The sequence below is a fragment of the Nocardioides ungokensis genome, assembly GCF_013466985.1.
Taxonomy (GTDB): Bacteria; Actinomycetota; Actinomycetes; order Propionibacteriales; family Nocardioidaceae; genus Nocardioides; species Nocardioides ungokensis.
In genome coordinates this window covers 3919505-3940955 of the sequence record NZ_CP059164.1, presented here as the reverse complement: position 1 = coordinate 3940955, position 21451 = coordinate 3919505, and the positions used below count along the sequence as shown (strand labels likewise).

General features: G+C 72.6%; 18 protein-coding genes and 3 pseudogenes. 15 read left to right on the top strand and 6 right to left on the bottom strand.

Annotated features, from left to right (window positions below; all coding sequences use genetic code 11):
* Window positions 1-19: 19 nt before the first annotated feature.
* From H0S67_RS19490 to H0S67_RS19475, 4 genes are all read left to right on the top strand, one after another.
* Window positions 20-1861 (top strand): helix-turn-helix domain-containing protein, encoded by a 1842-nt coding sequence (locus H0S67_RS19490; protein ID WP_180934386.1) that lies wholly within the window; start codon window positions 20-22, stop codon window positions 1859-1861.
* Between the two features lie 80 nt (window positions 1862-1941).
* Window positions 1942-2703, top strand: coding sequence for a 3-hydroxybutyrate dehydrogenase (locus H0S67_RS19485; RefSeq protein ID WP_180934385.1), 762 nt, complete (start codon window positions 1942-1944; stop codon window positions 2701-2703).
* Window positions 2704-2789: 86 nt separating this feature from the next.
* The gene (locus H0S67_RS19480; protein WP_180934384.1) at window positions 2790-4169 is read left to right on the top strand and encodes an MFS transporter; all 1380 of its coding nucleotides are present in this window, start codon (window positions 2790-2792) and stop codon (window positions 4167-4169) included.
* An 82-nt stretch (window positions 4170-4251) separates the two neighbouring features.
* Window positions 4252-4926: a histone deacetylase gene (locus H0S67_RS19475; protein ID WP_219635348.1), complete on the top strand. Its 675-nt coding sequence runs from the start codon at window positions 4252-4254 to the stop codon at window positions 4924-4926.
* Between the two features lie 90 nt (window positions 4927-5016).
* On the opposite strand, the gene H0S67_RS19470 is transcribed toward H0S67_RS19475, so the two are convergent.
* Window positions 5017-6429, bottom strand: a complete 1413-nt coding sequence (locus H0S67_RS19470; RefSeq protein WP_180934383.1) for a sialidase family protein — start codon at window positions 6427-6429, stop codon at window positions 5017-5019.
* Between the two features lie 134 nt (window positions 6430-6563).
* Here H0S67_RS19470 and H0S67_RS19465 point away from each other — a divergent pair, with 134 nt between their 5' ends.
* The 3 genes from H0S67_RS19465 (at window position 6564) to H0S67_RS25930 (ending at window position 10311) form a co-directional block, all read left to right on the top strand.
* The gene (locus tag H0S67_RS19465) at window positions 6564-8222 is read left to right on the top strand and encodes an AMP-binding protein (RefSeq protein ID WP_425489833.1); all 1659 of its coding nucleotides are present in this window, start codon (window positions 6564-6566) and stop codon (window positions 8220-8222) included.
* Between the two features lie 36 nt (window positions 8223-8258).
* The gene (locus H0S67_RS19460) at window positions 8259-8786 is read left to right on the top strand and encodes a SigE family RNA polymerase sigma factor (RefSeq protein WP_180934382.1); all 528 of its coding nucleotides are present in this window, start codon (window positions 8259-8261) and stop codon (window positions 8784-8786) included.
* 568 nt (window positions 8787-9354) lie between these two features.
* Window positions 9355-10311, top strand: coding sequence for a hypothetical protein (locus H0S67_RS25930; RefSeq protein WP_246354892.1), 957 nt, complete (start codon window positions 9355-9357; stop codon window positions 10309-10311).
* A gap of 272 nt (window positions 10312-10583) precedes the next feature.
* On the opposite strand, the pseudogene H0S67_RS28445 reads toward H0S67_RS25930, so the two are convergent.
* From H0S67_RS28445 to H0S67_RS28435, 3 genes and pseudogenes are all read right to left on the bottom strand, one after another.
* Window positions 10584-10712, bottom strand: a pseudogene (locus tag H0S67_RS28445) (hypothetical protein); the annotation flags it as partial.
* An 8-nt stretch (window positions 10713-10720) separates the two neighbouring features.
* Window positions 10721-11488 (bottom strand): S8 family serine peptidase, encoded by a 768-nt coding sequence (locus H0S67_RS28440; protein WP_425489948.1) that lies wholly within the window; start codon window positions 11486-11488, stop codon window positions 10721-10723.
* A gap of 392 nt (window positions 11489-11880) precedes the next feature.
* Window positions 11881-12039, bottom strand: a pseudogene (locus H0S67_RS28435) (protease inhibitor I9 family protein); the annotation flags it as partial.
* A 328-nt stretch (window positions 12040-12367) separates the two neighbouring features.
* On the opposite strand from H0S67_RS28435, the gene larE reads away from it, so the two are divergent.
* Window positions 12368-13822 carry an ATP-dependent sacrificial sulfur transferase LarE gene (gene larE, locus H0S67_RS19440; protein ID WP_219635346.1) on the top strand — a complete coding sequence of 485 codons (1455 nt, stop codon included), beginning with the start codon at window positions 12368-12370 and terminating at the stop codon, window positions 13820-13822.
* Window positions 13823-13908: 86 nt separating this feature from the next.
* A complete protein-coding gene (locus H0S67_RS19435) occupies window positions 13909-14304 on the top strand; it encodes a cold-shock protein (RefSeq protein ID WP_180934378.1) in 396 nt (131 codons plus the stop codon).
* A gap of 193 nt (window positions 14305-14497) precedes the next feature.
* On the opposite strand, the pseudogene H0S67_RS25920 reads toward H0S67_RS19435, so the two are convergent.
* Window positions 14498-15370 (bottom strand): annotated as a pseudogene (locus H0S67_RS25920) (MFS transporter); the annotation flags it as partial.
* Window positions 15371-15868: 498 nt separating this feature from the next.
* Between H0S67_RS25920 and H0S67_RS19425 the strand changes: the two are divergent.
* Window positions 15869-16642 (top strand): DUF3027 domain-containing protein, encoded by a 774-nt coding sequence (locus tag H0S67_RS19425; protein WP_246355410.1) that lies wholly within the window; start codon window positions 15869-15871, stop codon window positions 16640-16642.
* A gap of 10 nt (window positions 16643-16652) precedes the next feature.
* Here the strand turns inward: H0S67_RS19425 and H0S67_RS19420 are convergent, their stop codons facing one another.
* Window positions 16653-16949 (bottom strand): DUF2530 domain-containing protein, encoded by a 297-nt coding sequence (locus H0S67_RS19420; protein WP_246354891.1) that lies wholly within the window; start codon window positions 16947-16949, stop codon window positions 16653-16655.
* 78 nt (window positions 16950-17027) lie between these two features.
* On the opposite strand from H0S67_RS19420, the gene H0S67_RS19415 reads away from it, so the two are divergent.
* The 5 genes from H0S67_RS19415 (at window position 17028) to rpsG (ending at window position 21436) form a co-directional block, all read left to right on the top strand.
* A complete protein-coding gene (locus tag H0S67_RS19415; protein ID WP_180934376.1) occupies window positions 17028-18515 on the top strand; it encodes an NCS2 family permease in 1488 nt (495 codons plus the stop codon).
* Window positions 18516-18674: 159 nt separating this feature from the next.
* Window positions 18675-19124: a MarR family winged helix-turn-helix transcriptional regulator gene (locus H0S67_RS19410; protein ID WP_246354890.1), complete on the top strand. Its 450-nt coding sequence runs from the start codon at window positions 18675-18677 to the stop codon at window positions 19122-19124.
* A 107-nt stretch (window positions 19125-19231) separates the two neighbouring features.
* Window positions 19232-20452, top strand: coding sequence for an MFS transporter (locus tag H0S67_RS19405; protein ID WP_246354889.1), 1221 nt, complete (start codon window positions 19232-19234; stop codon window positions 20450-20452).
* Between the two features lie 137 nt (window positions 20453-20589).
* Complete coding sequence (gene rpsL, locus H0S67_RS19400) at window positions 20590-20964, top strand: 30S ribosomal protein S12 (RefSeq protein WP_011757353.1); 375 nt, start codon at window positions 20590-20592, stop codon at window positions 20962-20964.
* A gap of 1 nt (window position 20965) precedes the next feature.
* Window positions 20966-21436 carry a 30S ribosomal protein S7 gene (gene rpsG, locus H0S67_RS19395; protein ID WP_180934374.1) on the top strand — a complete coding sequence of 157 codons (471 nt, stop codon included), beginning with the start codon at window positions 20966-20968 and terminating at the stop codon, window positions 21434-21436.
* The last annotated feature ends 15 nt before the right edge of the window (window positions 21437-21451 follow it).

Genomic DNA, 21451 nt, shown 5'->3' with positions numbered 1-21451 from the left:
CGACGGCTACGGTCCGACCGTGGCCGCCTCCTTCCTCGACCTCCTCTACGACGAGGCGCCCCGGGCGTCGTTCGACGAGGTGGTCGCGACCGCCGAGCGCGACGGCGCCGGCCCCGAGGCGCTCGCGGAGCTGCGGCGGCAGTACGACGTGGCGCTGCGGCTGCGCGACCTGATCGCCCGTCAGCGCTCCCGCGAGGCGGAGCTGAGCGCCCTCTACGACACCGCCAGCGACCTCACCGCCATCCGCGACGTCGACGCGATCCTGGCCGCGATCGTGCGGCGGGCACGGCAGCTGCTCAACGCCGACATGACCTACCTCTCGCTCAACGACGAGGCCGACGGCGCGTCGTACATGAAGGTCACCGACGGCGCGCTGACCCAGGAGTTCCGGACGCTGCGGCTCCCGCTCGGCACCGGGCTGCTCGGCCTGGTCGCGCAGTCGGGCGCGCCCTACTACACCCAGGACTACCAGTCCGACGAGCGCTTCCTGCACCGGCCGTTCATCGACGACGCGGTGGCGGGGGAGCACATCCGCGCCATCCTCGGCGTCCCGCTCGTCCTGGACGGCCGGGTCATCGGGGCGCTGCTCGCGGTGCACCGCAGCGTGCGTCCCTTCCCGTCCTCCGAGGTCAGCCTGCTGACCTCGTTCGCCGCGCACGCGGCGGTCGCGCTTGAGAACGCCCGGCTCTTCGCGGAGCTCGACGAGGCCAACCGCACGATGACCGAGCACACCGCCGCGGTGGAGAGTGCCGCGCACGCCCACGACCGGCTCACCGACCTGCTGCTGCACGGGGGAGGTGTCGAGGAGGTCGCCCGGGTGCTCGCAGAGGTCCTCGACGGGCGGCTGGCGGTCCACGACGCGACCGGGGACCTGATGGCCGGCACCGCCGCCGCCGACGGCTGGCAGGAGCGGGTGGCGGACGCGGTGGCCTCGGGCCGTTCTGTCGAGGCAGACGGCGCGTACGTCGCGGCGGCGCTCGCCGGCACCGAGCACGTCGCCACCCTGGTCCTGCACGGCCGTGCCCGGCCGCTGGCGCTCGCCGAGCGCCGGACGCTGGAGCGTGGCGCCCTGGTCACGGCCCTGGTGCTGCTCTTCGCACGCACGGTCGCCCAGACCGAGGAGCGGCTGGGGGGTGAGCTGCTCACCGACCTGCTGGAGGGCGCCACCCCCGACCTGCTGCTGCGCGAGCGGGCCCGCCGCCAGCGGGTGGTGCTCGACCCGCCGCTGTCGGTGGGCGTCGCGGCGGTGGACCGGCTCGAGCGCCACGCGGCGGTCCGGGCCGCGGCGCGGATCGCGACGGCCCGGCGGGGCCTGGCCGGCGAGCACCGCGGCGCCGTCGTGCTGCTGGTCCCGGGGGGCGACCCGCTCGAGCTCGGGACGGCGCTGCGCGAAGCGGTGCGAGCCGCGGGCGGCGAGGCGACCGTCGGGGTGGCCTGCGCCGGCGCAGACCTGGCCCCGGCGTACGCCGAGGCCCGCCGGTGCCTGGACTCGCTGGTCACCCTGGGCCGCTCGGGCGACGTGAGCGACCCGGCCGGGCTGGGCGTGACCCGGCTGCTGCTGGGTGAGAACGGTCCCGCCGAGCTCGAGGAGTACGTCGCGTCCACCCTCGGCCCGGTGCTCGCCTACGACGCCCAGCGGGGCACCAGTCTGCTGGAGACCCTCGAGGCGTGGTTCGCGACCGGCGGGCGGGTCCGGGAGACCGCCGAGCGGCTGCACGTCCACCCCAACACGGTGGTGCAGCGGCTGGACCGGGTCACCGAGCTGCTGGGGGCCGACTGGCGCGACCCGGGTCGCGGCCTCGACGTGCAGCTGGCGCTGCGGGTGCACCGGCTGCGCGGAGGAACGCCGACCGGAGGGTAGTCGTCGGCCACATGTGTGGGCGCAAGTGTGTGCTCCGCGCACATGGGGTGGGGCAGGCCTCAGCACCTAGCGTGACGGCCATGTCCGAGACCCCCGTCACACCCCTGACCCACCGCACCGCGCTGGTGACCGGCGGCGCGAGCGGCATCGGCGCCGCCGTCGCCACCCGGCTCGCCGAGCTCGGTGCCCACGTCGTGGTGCTCGACCGCGACGACGAGGGCGCGGCCAAGGTCGCCGCGGCCATCGGCGGCGAGTCACGCGGCCTCGACCTCACCGACGGCGCGGCCATCGACGCCCTCGACGTCGAGGCCGACATCCTCGTCAACAACGCCGGTATCCAGCACGTCGCCCCGATCGAGGAGTTCGACCCCGAGCGCTTCGCTCTCATCCTCCGGCTGATGCTCGAGGCGCCGTTCCGCCTCGCGCGCCGGCTGCTGCCCGGCATGTACGACCGCGGTTGGGGCCGGATGATCCACGTGTCCAGCGTGCACGGCCACCGGGCCTCGGCGTACAAGGCGGCCTACGTGAGTGCCAAGCACGGCCTCGAGGGGCTCTCCAAGGTGATCGCGCTGGAGGCGGCCGGCAAGGGCGTCACCAGCAACACCGTGTGCCCCGGCTACGTCCGCACGCCCCTGGTCGAGGGCCAGATCGCGGCCCAGGCCGAGACCCACGGCATCGACGAGAGCGAGGTCCTCGACGAGGTGCTGCTCGCCCGCACCCCGGTGAAGCGCCTCGTGGAGACCGAGGAGGTGGCCGACCTCGTCGGCTACCTGTGCGGCCCCGGCACGGCCTCGATCACCGGCTCGTCGTTCCTCCTCGACGGCGGCTGGACCGCCGGCTGACCCGCCCCCGGCTCCCGCACGACCGCAGCACCGCACCAACCCATCCCGAGCAGCGCCCCCGGCGCGGCACCCCGAAAGGCAGGACCATGACCACGTACGACGCCACCACCCCCCGCACACCGGGGAGCGATCCCGGCCGCCGCTCGATCGGCAAGGTCGTCTTCGCCAGCCTCATCGGCACGGCGACCGAGTGGTACGACTTCTTCCTCTTCGGCTCCGCGGCCGCCCTGGTCTTCGGCGAGGTCTTCTTCGGCAAGATCGGCGGCACCGAGGGCACCCTCTACGCCTTCATGACCTACGCGCTCGGCTTCGTGGCCCGCCCCATCGGCGGCGTCGTGTTCGGGCACTTCGGTGACCGGGTCGGCCGCAAGAAGATGCTGGTCGCGTCGCTGCTCATGATGGGCCTCGGCACCTTCGCCATCGGCCTGCTGCCGACGTACGCCACCATCGGCGTCGCGGCTCCGCTCCTCCTGGTCTTCTGCCGGCTCCTGCAGGGCTTCGCCGTCGGCGGCGAGTGGGGTGGCGCGGTGCTGATGGTCTCCGAGCACGGCAGTGACGGCTGGCGCGGCTTCTGGGCGTCCTGGCCGCAGGCCGGCGTCGCGATGGGCAACCTGCTCGCCACCGGCGTGCTGTGGGTGCTCGCGGCCGTCCAGTCCGACTCCGCGTTCCTCGCCTGGGGCTGGCGGATCCCGTTCCTGCTGAGCGCGGTGCTCGTCGCCGTCGGCATGTGGGTGCGCCTCACGATCGAGGAGTCCCCGGTCTTCGCCGAGGCCAAGACCGAGATGGAGAAGCAGGACCGCGGCATGCCGATCCTCGAGGTGATCCGTGAGTACCCCCGCGAGGTCTTCGTCGCGATGGGCATGCGGATGGCCGAGAACATCAGCTACTACATCTTCACGGTCATCTCGATCACCTACGCCACCACCTACATCGCCGTGGACAAGCCGGTCATCCTGCGCGCGCTGCTGATCGGCGCCGCGGTCCAGTTCTGCGTGGTCCCGGCCATCGGGGCGCTCTCCGACCGGGTCGGCCGGCGTCCGCTCTACCTCGCCGGCGCGGTCGGCGTCGCCGTGTGGACGTTCGTGTTCTTCAGCCTGCTGGACACCAAGGACCCGAACAAGATCCTGCTCGGCGTCGTGGTCGGCCTCATCCTGCACTCGCTGATGTACGCCCCGCAGGCGGCGTTCTTCTCCGAGCTGTTCGGCACCTCGGTGCGCTACACCGGCGCGTCGGTGGGCTACCAGCTCGCCTCGATCTTCGCCGGTGCGCTGGCGCCGATCATCGCGCTCAAGCTGCTCGGTGACGTGACCGACGGCAACACCACCGCGGTGGGGATCTACGTGGCCATCGCCTCGGCGCTGACCGTCATCGCGGTGCTCTTCGCCCGGGAGACCCGGGCCAGCTCGCTGCGCCACGACCGGGTCCTGAAGAACGCCCCGGTGCTCGCGGAGGCCGAGAGCCGCTGACCACTGTGTGGTCACCGCCACAGGCCACGGCCCGCCGCACGATGTGTGGCGGGCCGTGGTCATGGGTATGTTGCCGACGGTCATGTCCTATGTGTGGTACGTCAGCTACGGCTCCAACATGTCCGCGGCCCGCCTCGCGGCCTACCTCGAGGGCGGCCGCCCACCCGGCGGCTCCCGCGCCCACCCGGGAGCCCGGGACCGCACTCCACCGGCCCGCAGCATCCCTGTCGACCTGCCCGGGTCCCTCTACTTCGCCGGCGAGTCCCGCCAGTGGGGCGGCGGCGTCGCCTACTACGACCACGACACCCCCGGCTTCACCGCTGCCCGCGGCTACCTGGTCACCGCCGGCCAGTTCGCCGACATCGCGGCGCAGGAGATGCACCGGGTCCCGCAGGAGGGCGACCCCATCGAGGAGGTCGTCCTCAGCCCGCTCGAGGGCGGCCGGCACACCGCCGGGCCCGGGCGCTACGAGACGCTGGTCGAGGTCGGCCGCCACGAGGGCATCCCGCTGCTGACCTTCACCTCCCCACACGGCGTCGACCACGTCGAGCACACGCACCCCTCACCGACCTACCTCGACACCATCGGCCTGGGGCTGCGCGAGTCCCGCGGCTGGGACGAGGAGGAGGTCGTGGCGTACTTCGAGCGGGTGCTGCCGGATCCGGCTGTGCTGCCGGCCGTCCCGGCGCCGAGGCCGTTCGGGGAGATCTCGTCGGACCTCGTCGTCTCCAAGTCGTCCCGCGCCCGACGAGACTGACGGCTCCCTGGACGACCGAGCGGGCCCGGCCCGAGGGCCGAGCCCGCTCACGTCACTGTCGGGGCTGCTGGTTCGCGTCACCCCGCGAGGTCACGGTGCCGGGTCGTAGGCCGACAGCAGCGGCAGGCCGCCGCTCTGGCGCGCGATCGTGGCGTAGGCGTCGCGACCGTTGTGCTGGGGGTCGGTGACGCAGGCGCTGATGCAGCCGTCGGCGAAGCCGACCAGCACGCGACCGTGCGAGTCGGTGGTGACGTCGATGAAGTCGAGCAGGTTGCGATCGTTGCCGCAGGTCGTGCCGCCGGTGCAGATGGAGCCCACCTGGACCGGGTCGCCCGGCGTCGCGTCGGTGGTCGTCCAGGTCTTGCCGCCGTCGTAGGTGGTGTCGACGTAGAGGTGCCACTCACCCTTGAAGTTGGCCTCGTCCTGGTAGTTGCCGCCGGTGGGCGTGCCCAGGTAGGCGAACGCCGCGCGGTCGTCGTCACCGGCGACCACGGTGGGGAAGACGGCGTTCTTGATGCCGAACGCCGTGCCCACGCTCTGGCGGTCGGTCCACGTCTTGCCCTGGTCGTGGCTGACCGCGACGCCCGGGGTGCCGCTGCCGTCGACGTACCCGAAGTAGAGCGTGCCGCCGGAGCCCACGCCCACGCTCGGGTCGGAGTCGCTCGGGGTGGTGCCCGGCACCGGGTCGACGGTCCAGCTGGTGCCGTTGTCGGTGGAGGTCACCACCGCCTGGTTGGAGCCACAGCTCTTGTTGGGGAGGTACGCCGTGCCGTCCGGGGCGACCTTCACGTGACCGTGCAGGCCGTCGCAGTCGAGCAGGCTGTAGGTCGGCACGCCCGCACCGAACGTCGTGCCGCCGTCGCGCGAGACGGCGCAGAAGGCGGTGGCGATGTCCTGGCTGCAGTAGTAGACCGCGTTCGGGTAGCCAAGCGGGAGCCCGCCGAGGCCGTTGGTCGAGAAGGGGCCGCCACCGATGGTCTGGTGGTCCACGCCGCTCGGGATCCCGCCGCCGGTGCTCGGGTGCCAGCTGGCGCCGTCGTCGTCGGTGTAGCAGGTGAAGGAGTCCACGCCCGTGAGCTGCGACTCGAAGGTCCGACCGGTCGCGTGGTCGGTGAAGAGGATCGGGTCGAGGCTGATCGTCGAGCCCTGCGGGCACCCGTTGGAGGCGCTGGCCGAGACGTCGGACCAGTGTGGCGTCGCCGGGGTGGTCGAGTCGTCCCACTTCACGGAGTAGGTCGACAGGCTGGACTGGTACATCGTCGTACCCGTCTTCCAGTCGTCGCCGATCGAGGGCTCCCCGGCGTTGTCGGAGTCGGTGAACGACGACGGTGCGGCGAAGCTGGTGAACGTGGGAGCCGAGGCCGCCAGGCTGGCGGTGCGGGTGTGGTGGGGCTTGGCGACCGCCGCGTCGGCATGGGCGACGCCGAGGGCCGCGAGGATCGCGGCGGATGCAGCCAGGACGTGCAGGTGGCGAGAGCGCAGGAGTAGGTGGCGACTGGTCACGGTTGTTCCTTCCGAGGGGACCCAGCCTGAGGTTGGGGGGTACCTGGGAGGGTGCCCGTCCGGGCAACGAGCAAAACGCGGCGAGGTCACGCGGCACGAGCGGCGCAGGCGCCGCCGTGACTACGCTGGCCGGCATGACGTCGTACGCCGCGGGAGAGCTCGAGCCGGTGCTGCTCGAGGAGACGATCGGTGCCAACTTCGAGCGGACGGTCGCTGCCCATCCCGACCGCGAGGCGCTGGTGGAGGTGGCCAGCGGGCGGCGGTGGACCTGGGCCGAGCTGGACCGGGACGTCGACGCGCTGGCCGTGGGCCTGATCCGCGCCGGGATCGGCAAGGGCGACCGGGTCGGGATCTGGTCACCGAACTGCGCGGAGTGGACGATCACGCAGTACGCCACGGCCAAGATCGGCGCGGTCCTGGTCAACATCAACCCCGCCTACCGGACGCACGAGCTGGGGTACGCCCTCAACCAGTCGGGCACCCGGCTCCTGATCTCCGCACCCTCGTTCAAGACCAGCGACTACCGCGCCATGGTCGAGGAGGTCATCGACACGACCCCGGTCGAGCAGGTGCTCTACCTCGGCTCGCCGGAGTGGACCGACCACAACGTGAGCGACCCCGGGGTGACGCTGGCGGAGGTGATGACGTGGTCGCTCGACCCGGACGACCCGATCAACATCCAGTACACCTCGGGCACGACCGGCTACCCCAAGGGCGCCACGCTCAGCCACCGCAACATCCTCAACAACGGCTACTTCACGACCGAGCTGATCAACTTCACCCACGAGGACCGGCTCTGCATCCCGGTGCCCTTCTACCACTGCTTCGGCATGGTGATGGGCAACCTCGGGTGCACCACCCACGGCGCCACGATGGTGATCCCCGCTCCCGGCTTCGACCCCGAGATCACCCTGCGCACGATCGCCGCCGAGCGCTGCACCGGGGTGTACGGCGTGCCCACGATGTTCATCGCCATGCAGAACCACCCGAGCTTCGCCGAGCACGACCTCTCCACCCTTCGCACCGGGATCATGGCCGGCTCGATCTGCCCGGTCGAGGTGATGAAGCGGTGTGTGAGCGACATGCACATGACCGAGGTGTCGATCGCCTACGGCATGACGGAGACCAGCCCGGTCTCCTGCCAGACCCGCGCCGACGACGACCTCGACCGGCGGACCGCCACCATCGGCCGGGTGCACCCGCACGTGGAGGTCAAGATCGTCGACCCGGTGACGGGGGAGACCGTCGAGCGCGGGCAGACGGGGGAGTTCTGCACCCGCGGCTACTCGGTGATGCTGGGCTACTGGGACGACCCGGAGAAGACGGCCGAGGCGATCGACGCCGACGGGTGGATGCACACCGGCGACCTCGCCGAGATGCGCGAGGACGGCTACTGCAACATCGTCGGCCGGATCAAGGACATGGTGATCCGGGGGGGGGGAGAACGTCTACCCGCGCGAGATCGAGGAGTTCCTCTACCAGCACCCCGACGTCGAGGACGTGCAGGTGATCGGCGTCCCCGACGAGAAGTACGGCGAGGAGCTCTGCGCCTGGGTGAAGATGAGGGCCGGCGCCGCCCCGCTGGACGCCGACGCCGTACGGGCCTATGCCACGGGCAAGCTCGCCCACTACAAGATCCCGCGCTACGTGATGGTGGTCGAGGAGTTCCCGATGACCGTGACCGGCAAGATCCGCAAGGTCCAGATGCGCGAGGAGTCCGCCAAGGCGCTCGGCCTCTGACGCCGAGTCGGCGCACGTTGACACCCCAGGAGCGCCGAGTCGGCGCAGGTTGACCGGCGTGCGCCCCACCCGAACCCGGTGTCCCGTGCGTGAGTAGGGGTGTGGAGGACTTCGAGGCCTGGGTGCAGGCGCGGTCGGGCGCGCTGGCCCGTACGGCGTACCTCCTCACCGGCGACGTCCACCTCGCCGAGGACCTGCTCCAGGACACCCTGGCCCGGGTCGCCGACCGCTGGCGGCGGCTGGCGCGCACCGGCGGGCCCGACGCCTACGCACGCCGGGTGATGCACAACCTGTCCATCGACCGGTGGCGGCGGCGCTCGGCGCGCCCTCCGGAGCTGCTGACCGGGGAGCACCCCGAGCTCGGCCGGCCCGGTGACGACGCCGACGCGGTCGAGCGCCGCCTCGTGCTGGCGCAGGCGCTGGCCCGCCTAACCCCGAAGCAGCGCGCGGTGCTCAGCCTCCGCTTCTACGACGACCTCACGGAGGTCCAGACGGCTGCGGTGCTCGGGTGCTCGCCCAACACCGTGAAGTCCCAGACCCGGCAGGCGCTCGATCGCCTCCGCGTCCTCGCTCCCGACCTGCTCGCATCCCTCGTCGAGGAGGCGAACCCCCGATGAGCCACCAGCTGCACGAGCCCCTCCACGACCTGGTCGCCGAGGTCCCGTCGTACGTCGCGCCGGACGCCCGCGCGGCGTGGTCCGCCGGAGCCCGGCGCCGGACCCGGCGCCGGGTCGGCGTCGCTGGACTGGTGGTGCTCCTGGTCCTCGCGGCGAGCGCCGGGATCGGGCTTCTGCCGCACCGGGCGTCCGTGCCCCCCGTCGACCAGCCCGGCGGCGGGGTGGACGGCCACCCCAGCCGGATCGACTACCCCTACTGGACCCGGGACCTGCCGGAACGTCCCGGCCCGGTCGCAGGCGTCCTGGAACGGGTGTCGCACGCGGGAACCGCCGACCAGCCGCTCGGCTGGTCGCGGTCTCGCCGACCGGGAACCTGTGGCACCTGCCCGGCTCGAACAACAACTTCACACCCGCGATCTCCCCGGACGGGACGCGGCTGGCCTACCTCGACACTCGCCCCGGCCGGTGGTTCGAGATCCGCGACCTGCGGGAGGGCTCCACCACCAGCATCGACATCGGTGACAACCCGGACAGCCGGGAGCCCTGGCTGCTCCGTGGGCAGTCGCCGTTGTTCTGGTCGCCGGACTCGTCGCGGCTCCTGGCCCCGGTGTACGCCGCCAAGCACAACCGCCAACGCGGTGTGGACGCGCTGGTGCTCGACGACCGCGGCGCGACCGAGGTCCGTCGGCCGCGGACCCGGGAGGCGGTGATGCCGGTCGGCTGGGTGTCCGACAGCTCGCTTGCGTGGCTGGTGTGGCACGAGACGAAGGGCACCGTCGACGCGGCGCGCGTCCAGGTCACGGACGACCACGGGCGCCTGCAGCGCACGGTCCGGCTCGATGTCGGCCGCGGCGTGGGCGACCTCAGCCAGTGGGCAGGAGTCGTGTCTCCGGACGGGCGCACGCTGGCCCTCGGAGCTACCGCGCAGGAGCACCGGACCGCAGTCCACTTCTACGACCTCACCACCGGCAGGCTGAGGTCGACCATGCCGGGTGTCCCCGACGCGGCCGGCGTCTGCCTGCCCTCGTGGGGCGACGGCACCCTCCAGGTGCCCACCGAGAACAGCTTGCGCGACACCGTGCTCCGGTCGATCAACGGGTCGACGACGATCCTGGCCGACCCGCGCCTGGGCGCGGGCTGCTCGCTGTGGGCGACCGACGCGCTCGACGGCCCGGCCCACGCCGGCCTGGGTGGGACGATCTTCGGGGACAGCACGTCGTGGCTGTCGTGGCACTGGCGTGAGATCGCCGCCGGCGCCGCGGGGGACTGGCGCTCCTTGGCCTGCTGGTGGGGCTGCGCCGTCTCCGGCGCCGCGCCCGCCTCAGCGGCTGAGCAGCACCGGGATCCGCGCGCTCGTCCCGTTGCCGCCGCGCCAGGTGACCCAGCCGTCGTCGAGCGGGTGCACCTCGGCCCCGTGGGCGACCCGGACCGTGAAGCGGGCGCTCTCGCCGGGCGCCAGCCGGACCGCGGCGGGGCGGACCTCGACGGTGTGGCGGGTGAAGCCCGAGGCGGAGGAGGAGAGTAGAGAGCCTTCCGGCCGACGTTGGTGATGGTCCGGGTGGCCGAGGTGTCCCGGCCGGTGAGCAGGATCGAGGGCGTGTTCAGCCGCTCGGGGCGGATTGACCCGTCAGCCAGGACCGGTAGTCGCGGGGCTCGACGGAGTAGACGACGCCGGGCGGTCCTGCGGTGCCGCCCGGACCCGGCCGGCCCGCTGCGGAGGACCGAGGGCCCGCCGGTGACGTGGGCGGCGGTGGTCGCCAGGACCGAGCGGACCACGCTCGCCGGCCAGTCGTGGCGCGAGCGGAGCAGCGCGGCCGTGCCGGTGGTGTACGCCGTGGCCGCCGAGGTCCCGGACACGAAGTCCCAGCGGGTGTCGCGGACGGACGGCGGGACGGCGCCGAGCAGGCCGACGCCGGGCGCGACCACGTCCGGCTTCAGCACCCCGGCGGTCGGGTCGCCACCCGCGGACCACCCGGTGAGGCGGGCGGGTGGGTGCTCGACCCCGACCGGACGCAGAGCGACCCGCCCGTGGGGGTGATCGGCGAGCCCAGTGCCGCAGCGTCCGGGCCGACGCCACGTCGAGGTGGACGGTCGGGACGCTGTGGAAGTCGGAGTCGACGGTCCCCGGGGCGGTGTTGGCGAGCACCATGCCGACCCCGTCGGCCGCCGCGACCGCGGCGGACTTGTCGACCCGGCCGATGGTGCCCGGTCGCAGAGCACGATCGCGCCGCGGACCCGCGACGCGTCGAGGCTGCCCGGCGTGCAGACGCGGGCCTGTGCGTTGGTGGACTCGGGCGCGCGACGCGCCCGCCGATGACGACCCGGGCCGGTCCGACGCCCTGCATCGAGGCCATGGCGCCGGTGAGCGAGGGGGCGCCGGTGAGGACCACCCGACCGCGCCGGGCCACGCCGGTGGTGCTGCCGACGGTCGTCACCCAGGGGCCGGGGTGCGCGGCGTACGAGCGGGTGCCGTGGTTGCCGGCGGCCGCGACCACCACGACGTCGGCCTCGGCCGCGCCGAGCAGGGCGCGCTCCACGGTGTCGAAGGTGGGCGGTCCGCCCACCGATAGGTTGAGCACGTCGACCCGTCGCGGTCGCCTGGTCGATGGCCGTGACCAGGTCGGCGGTCGCGCAGCCGTCGTCGGCCGGGTCGGGTGCGGTCCAGCAGGCCTTGTAGACGGCCAGGCGGCCTGGGGCGCGATGCCGCCGTACCTGCCGAGGCGCTGGTCGTCACCAGCACCGAGACCCCGGCGTTGCCCGCCGCGATCGAGGCCATCTCGCTGCCGTGGCCGTCGTCGTCGCGCGCGGACAGCGAGGACGAGGTGCGGACGCGGTCGGCACCGAAGCCGTCGACGAACCAGCGCGCGCCGACGAGCTTGCGGTTGCAGGTCGCGGCGTCCCAGTCGTCACCGCCCTGGCACTCCCCGTGGAAGCTCCGCGGTGCGCGGCCCAGGTGGGGCACGTCTGCGAAGAGCGGGCTGTCGGGCCAGATCCCGGAGTCCACGACCCCCACGACCGTCCCGGCGCCGCCCTTCTGGTGGCCCGACCCGGCGAGCCCGGCAGTGTGCGCCGGTGCTCCCGCGAGGTGGCGCACGGCGTTCTTCTCCACCAGCGTCACGTGCGGGGCGAGGGCGACCTCGTCGGCCTGGGCCCGGGTCAGCCGCACGGCGAAGCCGTTGAGGGCGGTGGTCCAGCGGTAGACCGGCTCCGGCTCGCCGACCCGCGCGAGGACGGCGTCCTGCTCCTGGCGCATCTCGACCCGGTTCAGCGGCGTCGGGAGGATCCCGTGGTAGCCGGAGGTGCCCGGCCCGTCCAGGGTCACCAGGTAGAGCTGGGTGGGGCCGGTGGCCGTGGCCTGCGCGGGGGCCGAGGTGCCGATCAGGGCTGCGGTCGAGGCCACCAGGGCCGCGGCGGACCCGGCGGCGACCAGCGCGCGGCGCAGGTGCCTGTTCACTCCGCTCACCACGTCTCCCATCCGCCTCACTGGTCGCGAACTGCTCATTCTGACGCAGGACTGCCCCGCGCGACAGTGAATCCTTCCCGATTGAGCGGCGGCGCGCGCGCTGCCTACGCTTGCCAGCATGCCCGGCCTCCCCTCGACGACACCTCTGGTGGTCGGCTTCGACCTCGACATGACCCTCATCGACACGGTGCCCGGCTTCAGCGCGACCCTGCGCGTCCTCGGTGCCGAGCTCGGCGTGGAGTTCCCGGTCGCGGAGATGACCGCCCGCCTCGGCCCGCCGCTGGACCACCTGCTCTCCGAGCACCTGGCCGAGGAGGCGGTGGCATCCGCCGGGGACCGCTTCCGCGAGCTCTACCCCGACCACGCGGTCGCGCCGGTCCCGGTGCTGCCGGGCGCCCACGAGGCCATCGCCGCCGTACGCCGCGCGCGCGGACGCGTCGTGGTGGTCACCGGCAAGTTCCCCGACAACGCCCGGCGCCACGTCGACCACCTCGGCCTCGACGTCGACCACGTCGAGGGCTGGGTGTGGGGCGTTGGCAAGGCCGACGCGCTGCGCCGTGAGGGCGCCTCGATCTACGTCGGCGACCACGTGCACGACGTCGAGGGGGCGCTCGCCGCGGGCGCGCTCAGCGTGTCCGTGCTGACCGGCGGGTGCACCCGAGAGGAGCTGCTCGACGCCGGGACCCACGTCGTCCTCGACGGCCTCGAGGAGTTCCCGGCCTGGCTCGACGAGCACCTGCTCAGCACCCGGCTCGCTGCCCTCGAGGCCGACCTGCGCGAGCGCGGCTCGGTGCTGGTCGCCTACAGCGGCGGGGCCGACAGCGCCTTCCTGCTCGCGGCTGCGGTGCGGGCGCTCGGAGCCGACCGGGTCGCGGCGGCGACCGGTTACTCCCACTCGCTGCCGCAGGTGGAGCGCGACCCGGCCCGGGCCTTCGCCGAGTCGATCGGTGTCGAGGTGCTGACGCCGCGGACCAACGAGATGGAGCGCGAGGGCTACCGCGCCAACAGCGGCGACCGCTGCTTCTTCTGCAAGGCCGAGCTGCTGGACGTGCTCACCCCGCTGGCAGCCGAGCGGGGCCTGGCCCACGTGGCGACCGGCACCAACGCCGACGACGCCGTGGCCGGCTTCCGCCCCGGGATCCGGGCGGCCGCTGAGCGTGGCGCGATCACCCCGCTACGCGACGCGGGGCTGAGCAAGGCCCAGATCCGCGAGGCCTCGCGACGCTGGGGGCTGCCGACCTGGGACAAGCCGGCGGCAGCCTGCCTGTCCTCCCGGGTGGCCTACGGAGTGGAGGTCACCCCCCACCGGCTGGCCCGGGTCGAGCGGGCGGAGGCGGCGGTGCGCGCCGCGCTCGGGCGGCACGGCGTACCCGTGCGGGACCTGCGGGTCCGCGACCTCGGGGACCGGGCCTCGGTCGAGATCGACGCCGTCCTGCTCGAGGGCCCGCTCCACCCCGACGGTGAGCTCGCGACGTCGCTGCTGGCGGACGTGCGTGGGGCCGGCTTCGCGGAGGCGGCGCTGGACCCGCGTGGGTTCCGCTCCGGCTCGATGAACGACGCCCTGCGCCCCTGAACTGGTTGGCAGCCCGTGCGGGCGCCGACATAGGCTTGGCCCTCGCCACGGCACGAGGTCGCGGCGCGCACACGAGAGGTCAGACCGTGCCCACTGGCAAGGTGAAGTGGTTCGACGCCGAGAAGGGTTTCGGCTTCCTGTCCCAGGAGAGCGGCCCCGACGTCTACGTGCGCGCCGAGGCGCTGCCCGAGGGGGTCACCACCCTCAAGGCCGGCACCCGGGTCGAGTTCGGGATCGCCCAGGGGCGGCGCGGTGACCAGGCCCTGCAGGTGCGCGTCCTCGACGCCCCCGCGTCGGTCTCGCGCGGCCAGTCCCAGGCCCGCCGCAAGAAGCCCGAGGAGATGGTCCCGATCGTCGAGGACCTGATCCGCCTGCTCGACGACGTGGGCGAGGGCTACCGGCACGGCCGCCACCCCGAGCCCCGCACCGCCCGGCCGACCGCCAAGCTGCTGCGCGCCCTGGCAGACGAGCTCGAGCTGTAGTCCCCGCGGTCAGGCGGGGGCGCGGTCCGCGGCCCGGCGGCCGGTCAGCACGTACAGCGACCAGGCCGCCAGCACCGCGACGGCGACCCACAGCCCCAGGTGGGGGTCCCGGCAGGGCGATGCCGAGGAAGCCGCCCAGAACCCACGCCAGCTGCAGGGTGGTGTCCGAGCGTGCGAACGCGCTGGACTGGACGCGCTCGGGCACGTCGCGCTGGATGGTGGCGTCCAGGGCGAGCTTCGCCAGCGCCTGGGCGAGCCCGGCGGTCACGCCGAGCAGCGCGAGGGTGACCACGCCGTAGAACAGCGCCGCGAGGAGCACGGCCACGGCGTCCGCCAGCAGCGCGAGCACCACGGTGGTCGCGGGGTTGACGCGGCGCAGCAGCGAGCCCGCGGCGATGCCGAGGGTGTTGCCCAGCCCGGCCGCACCGATGACGATCGCGAGCAGCACCTGCGGGCTCCAGCCGCCGATGGGGTTCTCCCGCAGCAGGAACGCCATGAACATGATGAGGAAGCCCGACAACCAGCGCGGCCCACAGTTGGCTCGCAGCGCGAAGGCGACTGCCGGCGGCATGCGCGGGCGCGCGGTACGGCCGGTCGCGGGCGCTGACGAGCCGGGGCCGAGGGCGAGCCTGATCTCGCCCTGGCTGGCGTCCACCTGCGGCGGCAGCAGGATCGCCAGGATCGTCGCGACCACGAAGAGCACGAAGGCGTAGCGCAGCGACCACTCGGAGCCGAACTTCGACGCCAGCACCGCGATCGGTGCGGACACCGCGGCGCCGACGATGCCGGCGAGCGAGATCCGGGCGTTGGCCTTGACCAGGGTGAGGGAGCGCGGCACCAGGCGGGGTACGGCGGCGGCGCGGGTCACGCCGTACGCCTTGGACGCGATGAGCACGCCGAGTGCGGCGGGGAAGAGCCAGGTGGAGTCGGTCATCACCGCGGTGGCGAGCACCCAGCACAGGAAGCCCCGGATCGCCATGGTTGCGCCGATGGCCCAGCGGCGGCCGTGGCTGAAGCGGTCGAGGAACGGGCCGATCAGCGGCGCCACGACCGCGAACGGCAGCATCGTCAGGCCGAGGAAGAGCGCCACCTGGCCGCGCGCCTCCCCGGTCGGCACCTGGAAGAAGAGCGTGCCCGCCAGCGAGATGGCGACCGCGGCGTCGCCGGCGGTGTTGAAGGCGTGCATCTCGATCAACCGTGAGAGCCCGGAGTCGCCGGCGCCCTCGGCCCGGGCCGCCCGGCGCGCCTGGAGCACCGTGTATCGGCCCGCCCGGCCAGTCACGCGCGCGGCGCCGCGGACCCCGCGGGCCGTGGCCCGCGCCCCCGTGCCGAGACCGCGCCCGACGGACCGGGTGCGCTCGCCGGATCCGGTGGCGGAGCCTGTGCCGGGGCCGCCGGGGGAGCGCTCGCCCGGAGGCGGCTCGGACCAGCGCGAGTCCCCGGCAGGGGAGTCAGGGTGCGGCGCGCTCATGTCCCCATCCTGCCTGCTGTCGGCGACGCGGGAGGACCGAGACACGGGGCCGACCTGACAGCGCGGTGCCCCATGGGTCATGATTTCGCCGTGATGACCTCCGTGCGCACCAAGCCCGATGCCGCCGCCGTCGCCGCGGTCGACGCGGCCCGCGCGGCGCTGCTCGAGGAGGTCGACGCCGCCGACGTGGGCGAGCACCTCGGCCACCTCGTCGAGGGCGAGCGCCTGGTGACCCATCTCTTCGCCTGCGAGCGGGCCGGCTACCGCGGCTGGCGCTGGTCGGTCACCGTCGCCCGCGCGCCCCGCCAGAAGGTGGTGACGGTCGACGAGATCGTGCTCGTCCCGGGTGCCGAGGCCATCATCGCGCCCGAGTGGGTGCCCTACCGCGAGCGCATCAAGCCCGGGGACCTCTCGCCCGGCGACCTGCTGCCCGTCGACGACGACGACCCGCGGCTGGTGCCCACCTACTCCTTCGGCGACGACCCCCTGGACGCCGACGAGAAGGCCCAGGTCCGGCAGGTCGCACAGGACCTCGGCCTGGGCCGCGTCCGCACCCTGTCGCCCGAGGGCCGCGAGCTGGCGGCCCAGCGGTGGTACGACGGCGACGGCGGCCCGGGCTCGCCCCTGGCCCAGTCGGCGCCCGACAACTGCACCACCTGCGGCTTCCTGCTGCGCATCGCCGGGCCGCTCTCGGAGACCTTCGGCGTGTGCGCCAACGGCGACGCCAACGACGACGGCCGCGTGGTCTCCTTCGACCACGGCTGCGGCGCCCACTCGGAGGTCCGGCTGGCCAAGAAGCACGAGCCCCTGCCGCTCCCCGAGCCGGTCTTCGACACCCTGACCCCGGCCGAGGTCGAGACCTTCTGACCGCCGCGACCTAGCGGGTGGTTCCCCTGCGTCGCAGCTCGGCGCGGGCCCGGCGGCGGCGCCGGCAGTACTCCAGGCCGAAGAGGCCCAGCCCGAAGCCCGCCAGGCAGGTCCACAGCCACCACACGTTGCCGGATTCCTCCAGCCGCCCGTAGAAGGGCAGCAGGGCGAGGAAGCCGACCAGCCACAGCGCCACGCCGACCTCGACGGTGCGGACTCCGTCGACGTCGAGCGGCTCGACGTCTGCCACGAGGTACGTGCGGCTGCCGATCTCGTGCTGCATCGGCTGGTCGTCGCTGAGCTCCACGTCCCCAACGCTAGTCCAGCGAGCCCGGAAGGTGGTCGTCACCCGCACGAAACACGACGTCTGCCAGAATGACGGCCCGTGAGCAACCAGGGCAGCCCCCGCAGCAGCACGACCACCGCGACCGGCCGGCGTACCGGCGGCCTCGACGGCTTCTTCAAGATCTCCCAGCGGGGGTCGACCGTCGGGCGGGAGGTGCGCGGCGGCATCGTCACCTTCTTCACGATGGCCTACATCGTGGTCCTGAACCCGCTCATCCTCGGCTTCGCCACCGACGTCGACGGCAAGACCCTGGGTGGCCCCAACCCGGGCAACCTGGCCGCGATCGCCGCCGCCACCGCCCTGGTCGCCGGCGTGATGACGATCCTGATGGGCGTCGTCGCCAACTTCCCGCTCGCCCTGGCCACCGGGCTCGGCCTGAACGCCTTCGTGGCCTTCTCGATCGCCTCCCAGATGACCTGGGCCGACGCGATGGGACTGGTCGTCCTCGAGGGCCTCGTGATCCTGGTGCTGGTGCTCACCGGCTTCCGCCAGGCGGTGTTCCACGCCGTACCGGCCCAGCTGAAGACGGCCATCTCGGTCGGGATCGGGCTCTTCATCGCGCTGATCGGCTTCGTCGACGCCGGGTTCGTACGCCGCATCCCGGATGCCGCGCACACCACCGTCCCGGTCCAGCTGGGTCAGACCGGCGAGCTGGCCGGCTGGCCGGTGGTCGTCTTCGCGATCGGTCTCGCGCTGGTCATCACGCTCTGGGTTCGCCGCGTCAAGGGCGCCATCCTGATCTCGATCGTCGCGACCACCCTGATCGCCATCGTCGTGGAGGCGATCGGGAACTTCGGCAGCGGCAACGACAGCCCCACCGGGTGGAGCCTGAACGTGCCGACCTGGCCCAAGGACGTGATCGCCAAGCCCGACTTCGGCACGCTCGGCCACTTCTCCCTGCTCGGCTCCTTCGAGTCGGTCGGCGTCGTCGCTGCCGTGCTGCTGGTCTTCACGCTGATGCTCGCCGACTTCTTCGACACCATGGGCACGATGACCGCCATCGGCGCGGAGGCCGGGCTGCTCGACGCCGACGGCGTACCCCCGAACACCCAGCGCATCCTGGTCGTCGACTCGCTCGCCGCCGCCGCGGGTGGCGCGGCCGGCGTCTCCTCGAACACCTCCTACATCGAGTCCGCCTCCGGCGTGGGCGAGGGCGCGCGCACCGGGCTCGCCTCGGTGGTCACCGGCCTTCTGTTCCTGGTCTCGATCGTCTTCGCGCCGCTCGTCACGATCATCCCGTCCGAGGCGGCGGTCCCCGCCCTGGTCCTGGTCGGCTTCCTGATGATGCAGCAGGTCAAGGGCATCGACTGGGACGACCTCGAGATCGCCATCCCGGCGTTCCTCACCATCGTGCTGATGCCGTTCACCTACTCGATCACCGTCGGCATCGGCGCCGGCTTCCTCGCCTTCGTGCTGATCAAGGTGGTCCTCGGCAAGGCCGCGAAGGTCCACCCCCTGCTGTGGGTGGTGGCCGGGCTGTTCGTCGTCTACTTCGCCATCCACCCGATCACCGCCTGGCTGGGCTGACCCCCCGAGTCGGCGCTGCTTGGACGCCGACCCCACGCCGAGTCGGCGCAGGTTGACCTCTCACCGGGGCAACGGCGCCGGCTCGGTGGCATTTCGGGGGTCAACGAACGCCGACTCGGCGAGGAATGCTTAGCAAGGGTAATGAGTTATGCTAACGACATGCCCACGGTCGAGAAGGTTGCCCGCACCGACGCCGGACTCGCGTCCGAGCTGCGGCTCTCCGTCATGCGGCTGCGCAGGCGGTTGGCCAACGAGCGCCATCCCGACAACGAGCTGAGCCTGAACCAGATGGCCGTGCTCGGTGCGCTCTACCGCGCCGGCGACCTCACCGTCGGTGAGCTGGCCACCCGGGAGCGGGTGCAGCCGCCGAGCATGACCCGCACCGTCAACTGCCTGGAGCAGGGCGGGTACGTCGCCCGCCGTCCGCACGAGACCGACGGCCGGCAGGTGCTCGTCGTGCTGACCGAGTCGGGCCGGTCGACCGTGCTGGCCGACCGGGCCCGCCGCGACGCCTGGCTCGCGACCTGCCTGCGTGACCTCACCGCCGAGGAGCGCGCGGTGCTGCGCCAGGCCGCCCCCATCCTCGAACGTCTCGCCCAGAACGACTGACCTGAAGGACTGATCACCCGCTTGAGTCCCACATTCCGCGCCCTCGTCAACCCGAACTAACCCGCCGCTACCTCGCCGGTAGCGTCGTGTCGAACACCGGCACGTGGATGCAACGGGTCGCGCAGGACTGGCTGGTGCTCCAGCTCCCCGGCAACAGCGGCACGGCGCTGGGCATCACCAACGGACTGCAGTTCCTGCCGGTGCTGCTGCTCTCGCCGTACGCCGGGGTCATCGCCGACCGGTTCCCCAAGCGCCGGCTGCTGCAGCTGACCCAGCTCACGATGGCGGCGGCGTCGCTGCTGCTCGCCGCGCTGGCCGTGACCGGGGTGGTGCAGACCTGGCAGGTCTACGTGATCGCCTTCGCCTTCGGCGTCGGGTCGGCCTTCGACGCCCCTGCCCGCCAGTCCTTCGTCTCCGAGATGGTCGGGCCCGACGAGCTGACCAACGCCGTCGGCCTCAACTCCGCCGCGTTCAACGTCGCGCGGATCCTGGGGCCCGGCCTCGCCGGCCTGATGATCGGCGCCCTCGGGGGCGGGGTGACGGCCACCGGCTGGGTCATCCTCATCAACGCCGCGTCGTACGCCGCGGTCATCTGGCAGCTGCAGCGGATGGACCCGCGCCTGCTGCACACCACCGAGCTGCGCCCGCGGACCCCGGGGATGCTCCTCGAGGGCGTGCGTTACATCCGCAGCCAGCCCAAGATGGTGATGATCCTGATCATGGTGTTCTTCGCCGGCACCTTCGGGATGAACTTCCAGATCACCTCGGCGCTGATGGCCACGCAGGTCTACGGCAAGGGCGCGGGGGAGTTCGGCATCCTCGGGTCGGCGATGGCCGTCGGGTCGCTCACCGGGGCGCTCCTCGCCGCGCGCCGCACCCGGATCCGGATGCGCCTCCTCGTCATGGCCGCCCTGGGGTTCGGGGCCGCCGAGGTCGTCGCCGGGCTGCTGCCGTCGTACGTCGCGTTCGCGCTGTTCGCGCCCGTGATCGGGCTGTGCACGCTCACCCTGCTCAACTCGGCCAACGCCACCATGCAGCTGGAGTCGGACCCGGCGCTGCGCGGGCGGGTGATGGCGCTCTACATGACCATCGTGATGGGCGGCACGCCCCTCGGCTCACCCATCATCGGCTGGATCGGGGAGCACCTCGGCGCCCGCTGGACCCTGATCTCCGGGGGCCTGCTCACGATGCTCGGCGTCCTGGTCGCCGTGCTGGTCCTGGCGCACCTCCGCGGGGGCGTCCGTACCGTTTTGACCGCTGTTCAGCGACCGAGTAATCTCGTTCCTCGTGTCTGGGACAACCAGACCGTTGCGCGTGCTCGGAAATAGCCCGCGACCTCAGGTCCTCCAGGATCCGGCCGCGAGCGGCGCCAGCACTCAACCACAGGCACACAGCACAGAGCAGCATCACCGTGCCCGGCAGAGCGCCGGGTTCTGACGAGAGACCAAGAAGGGGAACCACCAAGGTGCCCACCATTCAGCAGTTGGTCCGCAAGGGCCGCCAGGACAAGGTGTCGAAGAACAAGACGCCTGCCCTGAAGGGTTCGCCCCAGCGACGCGGCGTCTGCACGCGCGTCTACACCACCACCCCGAAGAAGCCGAACTCCGCCCTCCGCAAGGTCGCCCGCGTGCGCCTGTCGAGCGGCGTCGAGGTCACCGCTTACATCCCGGGCGTGGGCCACAACCTCCAGGAGCACTCGATCGTGCTCGTGCGCGGCGGCCGTGTGAAGGACCTCCCCGGTGTCCGCTACAAGATCATCCGCGGCACGCTCGACACCCAGGGCGTGAAGAACCGCAAGCAGGCTCGCAGCCGCTACGGCGCCAAGAAGGAGAAGAGCTGATATGCCGCGCAAGGGTCCCGCACCGAAGCGCCCCATCGACATCGACCCCGTGTACGGGTCGCAGCTGGTCTCCCAGCTCGTCAGCAAGGTTCTCCAGGACGGCAAGAAGCAGGTCGCTCAGCGCATCGTCTACACCGCGCTCGAGGGCTGCCGCGAGAAGACCGGCACCGACCCGGTGGTCACGCTCAAGCGTGCCCTCGACAACGTGAAGCCGGCCATCGAGGTCAAGTCCCGCCGCGTCGGCGGTGCGACCTACCAGGTCCCGATCGAGGTCAAGGGCGGCCGTGGCACCACGCTGGCGCTGCGCTGGCTGGTCGGCTACGCCCAGGACCGTCGCGAGAAGACGATGTCCGAGCGCCTGATGAACGAGATCCTCGACGCCTCCAACGGCCTCGGTGCCGCTGTGAAGAAGCGCGAGGACACCCACAAGATGGCCGAGTCCAACAAGGGCTTCGCGCACTACCGCTGGTGACCACGGGCGGGACGG